This is a genomic window from Thiobacillus sp. 65-1402 (genome assembly GCF_001897685.1).
Taxonomy (GTDB): domain Bacteria; phylum Pseudomonadota; class Gammaproteobacteria; order Burkholderiales; family Thiobacillaceae; genus Thiobacillus.
Window position 1 is genome coordinate 1 of record NZ_MKUG01000179.1, and the last position, 8,026, is coordinate 8,026.

Consider the following 8,026-nt stretch of genomic DNA (forward strand, 5'->3'; position numbering starts at 1 on the left):
CTTGCTCGTCCCAGTCATCGGAACGGAAGTAGGGGTTGGAACGCGGCTGGCTGATCATGTTGGGATCGACCGGGATGTCCATGCCCTCAAGGAAGTTGGCCAGGCCGATACGCTCGATCATCTCACCGGTACGCTCATGCTCCAGCGCATTCTCCGCAAAGAAGTCGATGATGTTGCGCGACAACTCGTTCAGCTTCTCGAAATCCTCGTCGGACTCGAGCTTCATGAACGGGATCACCACGGTACCCATGGTTGCGCCAATCTTCAGCACGCCCTTGCCGCCAACCAGGATGGTGACACCCTTGTCCACGCCAGTCCGCAGACCGCCGGGGATAACGTTCAGGCAATGCATGCAGCGCACGCAGTTCTTGTTGTCGATGCACAGGGTGTTGCCGTCGCCCAGGCTGGCAGCGGAGACATGCTCGCTGGCCTGGAACTTGTCGGTGGACACCAGGGTAATGGCCTTGGTCGGGCACTTGCTGACCACGTCGTTGACGAGATCGTTCATGCCATGGGCCTTGAAGTAGTCCTGAACCAGGGCCTCGTTGACGCGGATGTTGTCGCGCCAGGTGCCGATGGTCGCCATGTCGGAACGCTGGATGGCGTTGACGCAGTCGTTTCCGCAACCGGAGAACTTGAACTTGAATTTGTAGGGCAGGGACGGACGGTGCATGTCATCGATGTTGTTGTTGATGACAGTGCGCAACGCCTTGGCTTCGTCAAAGCAGGAATGTTCGCAGCGGGCCGCACCAACGCAAGACATCGAGGTGCGCAGAGCCGGGCCCGCGCCGCCGAGGTCGAAGCCCATCTCGTTGAATTCGTCGAAAGCGCGCTGCACGTCAGCCGTCTTGACGCCCTGGAGCATGATGTCGCCGGACTGGCCGTGAAGCCCGATCAGGCCCGAGCCGCCGGTAGCCGACCAGGCGTCGCACATCTTGCGCAGCAGATCGGAGGTGTAATGCATGCCGGGGGGCGGCTGGATGCGCAGGGTGTGGAACTCGGCCGCCTCGGGGAACAGCGGCTGATGGTTCTCGTCCTTCAGTTCGGTAAAACGGGGAATCACGCCGCCGCCGTAGCCGAACACGCCAACCGTACCGCCCTTCCAGTAGCCCTTCATGTGCTGGTAGGACGTTTCCAGCTGACCCATCAGGTCAACCATCATGTCGTTGTCATTGGCCAAACGCTTCAGACCGGTCACGAAACTGGGCCACGGGCCTTTCTCGAGCTCGTCCAGATTGGGCGTATCAATCATCTTCTTTGCCATAGTTTTCTCTCCTAGAACATTTCGAAATGCCCGCTTAAGCCGACAGCTCAACGGTGTCCCGCCATCCTATTGAGTTGACGGCCTTGCCACCATCATTCTCATGGGTAAACCGGTTACTCCATCGCGGTAGGCTGCAACCTACCCAAAAGGAGTAGATCGTTTTCCCCAACGCGGGAATGCCCCACCCGAGCAAAGAGTGAGACATTACGTGCCCGCTACCGGAATCAATTAGAGTATTAAAATATTGTTGCGAACGCAAGTCCACGCACGGAGAAGGGTTGAAACTCTGCTTCATCTCCCCAATTTAAATTAATGCCTGGTTGCATGCCCGGCAACGCAACCCTATCAACGAGCTGTAGCTACACGGATTGAGATTCCATGCCTGAGATTACGCCCCTGGATAAATTGCGGCTGCCATTTGGCGGCCAGGAAATCGAGTTTCAGCACCTGACGCACGAATCGGGCGGTGTGCCGTTCCTGCGCATCCGTATCCGCGAGAACAAGCGTTTCACCATATTCGACGTCGATCCGGCCAGCGCGCAGAAATGGGGCGAACTGATGCAGGCCTGGGCCAGGGAGCACGCGGGAGACGTGCCATGAACTGGGCGGGCTGGCCTGAAAACAAACCTGAGGAGTACACACCGCGCATGATCGACCTGCAGTTCGATCTGGTCGGCACCACCATCCCGACCGAGAATGCGCAATTGCTGTCCGTCGCACTGCAAGAACTGGTGCCGTGGCTGGGCGAAGAGCCGGGCATCGGCATTCAGCACCTGAAGGGCGCGGAAACCAACAGCGGTGATGCCACCCTCAACATCAACCGGCGCACCAAACTGTTTCTGCGCGTGCCCAAGGCACGGGTGGACGCCATGCAGCGGCTGGTCGGCCAGACGCTCGACCTGGCCGGCCACGCCTTGCAGATTGGCGGCTTCAAAACCCGCGAATTCAGCCCGTTCGCCAACATCTATGCGCACTTTGTTGACACGGGCAGCGCGGGTGAAGAACAATTCGTGCAGGATGTGATGCGCGAACTGGACGGCCGCTTCCAGTTGCGCTGCGGTTTCATCTGCGGCAAGCAGCAAACCCTGCAAAGCACCTCAGGCCCGCTATACGGCTACAGCCTGATGCTGCACGACGTCCCCCCGCACAAGTCCCTGCAGCTGCAGGACGAAGGCTTGGGACGTAACCGCTTGTTAGGCTGCGGGATATTCATCCCGCATAAATCCATCGCGCCGGTCATTCCGGCGATTCTTTAGTGACCACCCCGAAAGGAGAAAACATGTCTTATGTTGTAAACGGCGAAGAGCTCGAAACTGGCGATGAGGACTTCCTGCTGGAAGCGAACTTCAGCGACGATGTCCCCCCGGTGATCGCCGCGGCTGAAAAAATCACGCTGACCGACGACCACTGGACGGTCATCAACTACCTGCGCGACAAGTACAAGGAAGACGGTCAAACCCCGAACTTCCGCAACATGCTGTCGGAAATGGAAGACCTGCACCCGGGCACCGACTGGAAGAAAAAGCTGTACGAGCTGTTCCCCAACATGCCGGCTCGTCAGGGTGCGCGCGTTGCCGGCCTGCCCAAGCCTTTCGGCAAGGGCGGCTACTAAGCAGGACTCAGGGGCGGCAACAGGCTTCAGGGCGTTGCGCGGTCGAGCCGCACGCCCTGATTCCGGCCCCACCTTATTATTATGTCTTCTACTATTGTCTCTACCGAACAACTCGCCGCCCAGCTCGATCGTCCGGACTGGGTGGTCGTGGACTGCCGCTTCACGCTGACCGACCCTGCGGCCGGCCAGCGTGCCTATGCTGCAGGGCACATTCCGGGTGCGCGTTACGCGCATCTCGACGACGACCTGTCTTCGCCGATCACCCCGCAATCGGGGCGCCACCCTTTACCCGACCGTGCTGCGCTGTGCGCCCGACTCGGCCAGTGGGGCATCGGCGCCGAGACTCAAGTCGTCGTCTACGACGACAGCTTCGGCTCGATGGCAGTGCGGCTGTGGTGGTTGCTGCGCGGACTGGGGCATGCCAAGGTCGCGCTGCTCGACGGCGGCCTGCCGAAATGGACGCGCGAAAAACGCCCGCTGAGCGACGCGCTGCCCACGGTCGCGCCGCAGCACTTCCCCTGTCCGGATGAGCCCGCCTGGGGCGTGGATGCCGCCACCGTCGAAGCCATACGCCTGGCGCCCAGCCACCGGCTGATCGACGCCCGCCCCGAGCAGCGTTACAGCGGCGAGCGTGAACCGATCGACAGCGTCGCCGGTCATATCCCTGGCGCCGTCAACTGGGTCTTCGAGGAAAATCTCGACCTCGACGGCACCTACCTGCCGGCCGCCGAACTGCGCGACAACTTCATGGGCATCCTGAACGGCGTGGCGCCCGAAAACGTCGTCCACACCTGCGGTTCCGGCGTCACCGCCTGCCACAACATTCTGGCGATGGAAATCGCCGGACTGCCCGGGTCGAAATTGTATTCCGGCTCATGGAGCGAGTGGATTCGCGATCCGCAACGCCCCGTCGCCACAGGAGACGTCGCCTAGGCGACCAACAGGAGAACAGCCATGGTCAAACCCGTCAGAGTCCGCACCGTCTGGTTCAAGAGGGACGGCGAACGCAGCGCCGAGGAAATCGCCAGCTCGGTGGCCTCCACCATCTGGCGCGTCACCGACAAGGCGATAGACAACCTCGGCCAGGAGAACTACGACATCATCACTCCGGCACGCGGCTTCAAGCTGATCGCCGAATGCCTCGCCTTCCTGGTGCATTACTGCGACCGCATGGCCTACGCCTCGCTGACGCCGGAACGCCGCGTCGCGGTGCTGCAGGCGATCGCCAACCGGCTCGGTGAAGTGATGGAAGAAAACATCATCAGCGTGGTCGGCCCCGATCCCGGCCGCAACTTCAAGGCCGAACTCATCGATTTCCTCAACCGCCGCTTCGTCGACTACGCGGAATTCGAATTCCCCGACGACGAGAAGGCCAGCTTCCCGGCATTGCGCTTTCTCGGCCTGCAGATCCGCGACGAGATGGGCGACAGCGACAAGACCTGGATCATGGACCAGATCATGGACATCGAAATGCCCGAAATGATGGGCACGGTGCGCAAGAGCTTCCAGGGCCTGCTGTCCGATGCGCCGGTCAAGCGCGGCTTCGGTTCGCCCGACATGCTGCCGCCGGAATAAGGCGCGGCATGGCGAGTTCGCCTTTCGATCTGGCCAACGAAAGCGGCTATCGCGCCTGGCGCGACGCCAAGCTCGCGGCATACCCGCGCAGCGCCGACGCACTGGTCGTGCCGCTGGCCGATCCGCGGCGCCTGAGCGCGGATGAATTCGGCGCCCTCGAATCGCGCTGCGCACGCGCCAACATGGCGATCTACAGCGCGCCGCACCTGCCTGCCGCCGACAAATCGATTCCGCATCAACTGGCGCGCCAGCTGGGCCTCGTTCGCCTGGAAGGCAACTATCTCGCCGACGAGGACGGGCTGTCCAGCATCACGCCGGCCGGCGACGCCGGCAACGCGCGCGGCGACTTCATTCCCTACACGCACAAGCCGATCAACTGGCACACCGACGGCTATTACAACGCGCTCGACCGCCGCATCCTCGGCATGACGCTGCACTGCGCGCAGGATGCCGAGGCCGGCGGCGAGAACGCGCTGCTCGACCACGAAATCGCCTACCTCCAGCTGCGCGACGTCAACCCCGATTTTGTCGTCGCGCTGATGCGGCCCGACGCAATGACCATCCCCGCGCGCATGGACGAGGACAACGTCGCCCGGCCCGAGCAGAGCGGCCCGGTGTTCGCGGTCGATCCCGCGCAAGGCTTTCTTTACATGCGCTACACCGCGCGCACCCGCTCGATCATCTGGAAAGGCGATGCCGTCACGCAAGCCGCGGTCAAAACCCTGGCCGACATCCTCGCCGGCTCCGAATACCTCATCAGCGCCCGCCTGCGCCCGGGCATGGGGCTCATCTGCAACAACGTGCTGCACACCCGCAGCGCGTTCTCCGATTCCCCCCGACACCGCCGCCTGCTTTATCGCGGGCGCTATTACGACCGCCTGAGCTTTCCCGCGCGCCCGCAGTAGCGGGGGAGCGGGTAAAATAGCGGTCTTCTTGTTTCGGCCATCTGCCGTCATGCAGCTTCTCACCCTCGGGGTCAACCATCACACTGCGCCGCTCGCGATCCGCGAGCAGGTGGCATTCGGCCCCGACAAGCTGGTGCAGGCGCTGCATGAGCTGACACAGAGCCAGCGCGCAACCGAAGTCGCCATCCTGTCGACCTGCAACCGCACCGAGTTGTACGTCAACACGCCGTCCGCCGAGGCAGTGGCACAATGGCTGGCGGATTTCCACCACATCGAGCGGCGCGAACTCGCTCCCTATCTGTATACGCTGCCGCGCGAGCAGGCGGCGCAGCATGCCTTCCGCGTCGCCGCCGGACTCGACTCGATGGTGCTCGGCGAAACCCAGATCCTCGGGCAGATGAAGCAGGCGGTTGCCGCCGCCGAGGAAGCCGGCACCCTAGGCCTGCTGCTGCACAAGCTGTTCCAGCGCACCTTCTCGGTGGCCAAGGAAGTGCGCACCAGCACCGAAATCGGCGCCAATTCGGTGTCGATGGCCGCCGCCGCGGTGCGCCTGGCCGAACGCATCTTCCCCAGCGTCAAGGACCAGGCCTGCCTGTTCATCGGCGCCGGCGAGATGATCGAACTGTGCATCACCCACTTCGCCGCGCAGCATCCACGCCGCATGACGGTGGCCAACCGCACCGCCGAACGCGCCCGCCCGCTGGCCGAGCGTTTCAACGCCGGGGTAATCCCGCTCACCGAATTGCCGGACGAACTGCCCAGCTACGACATCATCGTCACCTCGACCGCGAGCCCGCTGCCCATCCTCGGCAAGGGCATGCTCGAACGCGCGATCAAGCAGCGCCGCCATCGCCCGATCTTCATCGTCGACCTGGCGGTGCCGCGCGACGTCGAGGCCGAAGTCGCCGACCTGGCCGATGTCTTCCTCTACAGCGTGGACGACCTCGGCCAGGTGGTGCGCGAAGGCCTGGACAACCGCGTGGCGCAGGTAGCGCAAGCCGAGGCGATCATCGAAACCAGCGTCGAAAGCTTCGTGCACTGGATGGAGGGGCGCGAACTGGTGCCGGTGATCCGCTCACTGCGGGATGCCGCCGAACGCCACCGCCGCCACGAAATCGAAAAGGCCGACAAGGCGCTGGCGCGCGGCGACGACCCGCGGGCAGTGCTCGACGCGATGAGCCACGCACTCGCCAACAAGCTGCTGCACGCCCCCACCCACGCGCTCAACCACGCCACCCGCGGCGAGCGCGACCAGTTCGTCCGCCTCATCAGCCAACTCTACGGGCTGCATCACGAATGAAGCCCTCCCTGGCGGACAAGCTCGCTCGCGCCGACGAGCGACTGGAGGAACTCGACGCCCTGCTGTCGCAACCGGAAATCGCCGGCGACATGGAAAGCTACCGCAAGCTGTCGCGCGAACGCGCCGACCTCGACCCGGTGGTCGCGTTGTATCGCCAGTACCGGCAAGTCGAGGCCGACCAGCAGACCGCGCGCAACATGCTCGCCGACCCGGACATGCGCGAACTCGCCGAGGCCGAACTCGCCGACGGCGAGGCGAAAATCGCGCAGCTGGAAACCGAGTTGCAGACCGCGCTGCTGCCGAAAGACCCCAACGACGAGCGCAACATCTTCCTGGAAATCCGCGCCGGCACGGGCGGTGACGAATCGGCACTGTTCGCCGGCAACCTCTTGCGCATGTACACGCGCTACGCCGAGCGCTGCGGATGGCGCGTCGAAGTGGTGTCGGAGAGCCCCGGCGAAGTCGGCGGCTACAAGGAAGCCATCGTGCGCGTCGTCGGCCACGGCGCCTACTCGCGGCTGAAGTTCGAGTCCGGCGGCCACCGCGTGCAGCGCGTGCCGGAAACCGAATCGCAGGGCCGCATCCACACCTCGGCCTGCACCGTGGCGGTGATGCCGGAAGCCGACGAAGTCGGCGAAATCGACATCAACCCGGCCGATCTGCGCATCGACACGTTTCGCGCCTCGGGTGCCGGCGGCCAGCATATCAACAAGACCGACTCGGCAGTGCGCATCACTCACCTGCCCACGGGCCTGGTGGTCGAATGCCAGGACGACCGCTCGCAGCACCGCAACCGCGCGCAGGCGATGAGCGTGCTGGCGGCGCGCCTGAAGGACCGCCAGCTGCAACAGCAGCAGTCGGCCGAGGCCAGCGCCCGCAAGAGCCTGATCGGCAGCGGCGACCGTTCCGACCGCATCCGCACCTACAACTTCCCGCAGGGGCGCATCACCGACCACCGCATCAATCTCACGCTGTACAAGATCGACGCGATGATGGACGGCGATCTCGCCGAACTGCTCGATGCGCTGGCAGCCGAGCATCAGGCCGAACTGCTGGCGACGCTCTCCGGCGAAAGCTGAGCGATGAGCGTCACGGCCTGGCTCGACGCGGCCACCGCCCGGATTGCCGCAGCGCAGGGATTGGAGAAGCGCGAGGCGCGGCTGGAGGCGCGCGTGCTGGCGGCGTTTGCCTGGGGGGTTACCCCGGCCTGGCTGATCGCGCACGACCGCGACACGCCGACCGACGCGCAAATCGCAGCGGCCGACGCCCTGCTGACCCGCAGGCTGGCAGGCGAACCCATCGCCTATCTGGTCGGCGCCCGCGAATTCTATGGCCGTCCGTTCGAGGTTTCGCCGGCAGTCCTGATCCCG

Annotated in this window: 9 protein-coding genes and 1 pseudogene; 9 read left to right on the plus strand and 1 reads right to left on the minus strand. The window is 63.9% G+C overall.

Features of this window, described 5'->3' with window-relative positions; translation table 11 throughout:
• The coding region (gene dsrA / locus BGO62_RS13375) for a dissimilatory-type sulfite reductase subunit alpha (RefSeq protein WP_296643368.1) at window positions 1-1,264 on the minus strand (1,264 nt) is incomplete at its 3' end.
• Window positions 1,265-1,642: 378 nt separating this feature from the next.
• Here dsrA and BGO62_RS13380 point away from each other — a divergent pair.
• From BGO62_RS13380 to BGO62_RS13420, 9 genes and pseudogenes are all read left to right on the plus strand, one after another.
• A complete protein-coding gene (locus BGO62_RS13380; RefSeq protein ID WP_296643371.1) occupies window positions 1,643-1,864 on the plus strand; it encodes a hypothetical protein in 222 nt (73 codons plus the stop codon).
• The gene (cas6, locus tag BGO62_RS13385; RefSeq protein WP_296643373.1) at window positions 1,861-2,520 is read left to right on the plus strand and encodes a type I-MYXAN CRISPR-associated protein Cas6/Cmx6; all 660 of its coding nucleotides are present in this window, start codon (window positions 1,861-1,863) and stop codon (window positions 2,518-2,520) included. Before BGO62_RS13380 ends, cas6 begins: the two co-directional genes overlap by 4 nt.
• A 23-nt stretch (window positions 2,521-2,543) precedes the next feature.
• Window positions 2,544-2,876, plus strand: a complete 333-nt coding sequence (locus BGO62_RS13390; RefSeq protein ID WP_296643376.1) for a TusE/DsrC/DsvC family sulfur relay protein — start codon at window positions 2,544-2,546, stop codon at window positions 2,874-2,876.
• An 81-nt stretch (window positions 2,877-2,957) separates the two neighbouring features.
• Window positions 2,958-3,809: a sulfurtransferase gene (locus tag BGO62_RS13395; RefSeq protein ID WP_296643379.1), complete on the plus strand. Its 852-nt coding sequence runs from the start codon at window positions 2,958-2,960 to the stop codon at window positions 3,807-3,809.
• Between the two features lie 21 nt (window positions 3,810-3,830).
• On the plus strand, window positions 3,831-4,451 hold the full coding sequence (locus tag BGO62_RS13400) for a hypothetical protein (RefSeq protein WP_296643380.1): 621 nt from the start codon (window positions 3,831-3,833) through the stop codon (window positions 4,449-4,451).
• A gap of 8 nt (window positions 4,452-4,459) precedes the next feature.
• Entirely contained in the window at window positions 4,460-5,356 is an 897-nt protein-coding gene (locus BGO62_RS13405; protein ID WP_296643382.1) for a TauD/TfdA family dioxygenase, read from the plus strand.
• Window positions 5,357-5,405: 49 nt separating this feature from the next.
• Entirely contained in the window at window positions 5,406-6,656 is a 1,251-nt protein-coding gene (gene hemA / locus BGO62_RS13410) for a glutamyl-tRNA reductase (RefSeq protein ID WP_296643384.1), read from the plus strand.
• Window positions 6,653-7,735 (plus strand): peptide chain release factor 1, encoded by a 1,083-nt coding sequence (prfA, locus tag BGO62_RS13415; RefSeq protein ID WP_296643387.1) that lies wholly within the window; start codon window positions 6,653-6,655, stop codon window positions 7,733-7,735. Before hemA ends, prfA begins: the two co-directional genes overlap by 4 nt.
• 3 nt (window positions 7,736-7,738) lie before the next feature.
• A pseudogene (locus BGO62_RS13420) lies at window positions 7,739-8,026 on the plus strand (peptide chain release factor N(5)-glutamine methyltransferase); the annotation flags it as partial.

What these genes read in the sequence shown, in the direction of transcription:
- BGO62_RS13380 (WP_296643371.1), top strand. Translation starts at nt 1,643, where the DNA reads ATGCCTGAGATTACGCCCCTGGATAAATTGCGGCTGCCATTTGGCGGC.
- cas6 (WP_296643373.1), top strand. Translation starts at nt 1,861, where the DNA reads ATGAACTGGGCGGGCTGGCCTGAAAACAAACCTGAGGAGTACACACCG.
- BGO62_RS13390 (WP_296643376.1), top strand. Translation starts at nt 2,544, where the DNA reads ATGTCTTATGTTGTAAACGGCGAAGAGCTCGAAACTGGCGATGAGGAC.
- BGO62_RS13395 (WP_296643379.1), top strand. Translation starts at nt 2,958, where the DNA reads ATGTCTTCTACTATTGTCTCTACCGAACAACTCGCCGCCCAGCTCGAT.
- BGO62_RS13400 (WP_296643380.1), top strand. Translation starts at nt 3,831, where the DNA reads ATGGTCAAACCCGTCAGAGTCCGCACCGTCTGGTTCAAGAGGGACGGC.
- BGO62_RS13405 (WP_296643382.1), top strand. Translation starts at nt 4,460, where the DNA reads ATGGCGAGTTCGCCTTTCGATCTGGCCAACGAAAGCGGCTATCGCGCC.
- hemA (WP_296643384.1), top strand. Translation starts at nt 5,406, where the DNA reads ATGCAGCTTCTCACCCTCGGGGTCAACCATCACACTGCGCCGCTCGCG.
- prfA (WP_296643387.1), top strand. Translation starts at nt 6,653, where the DNA reads ATGAAGCCCTCCCTGGCGGACAAGCTCGCTCGCGCCGACGAGCGACTG.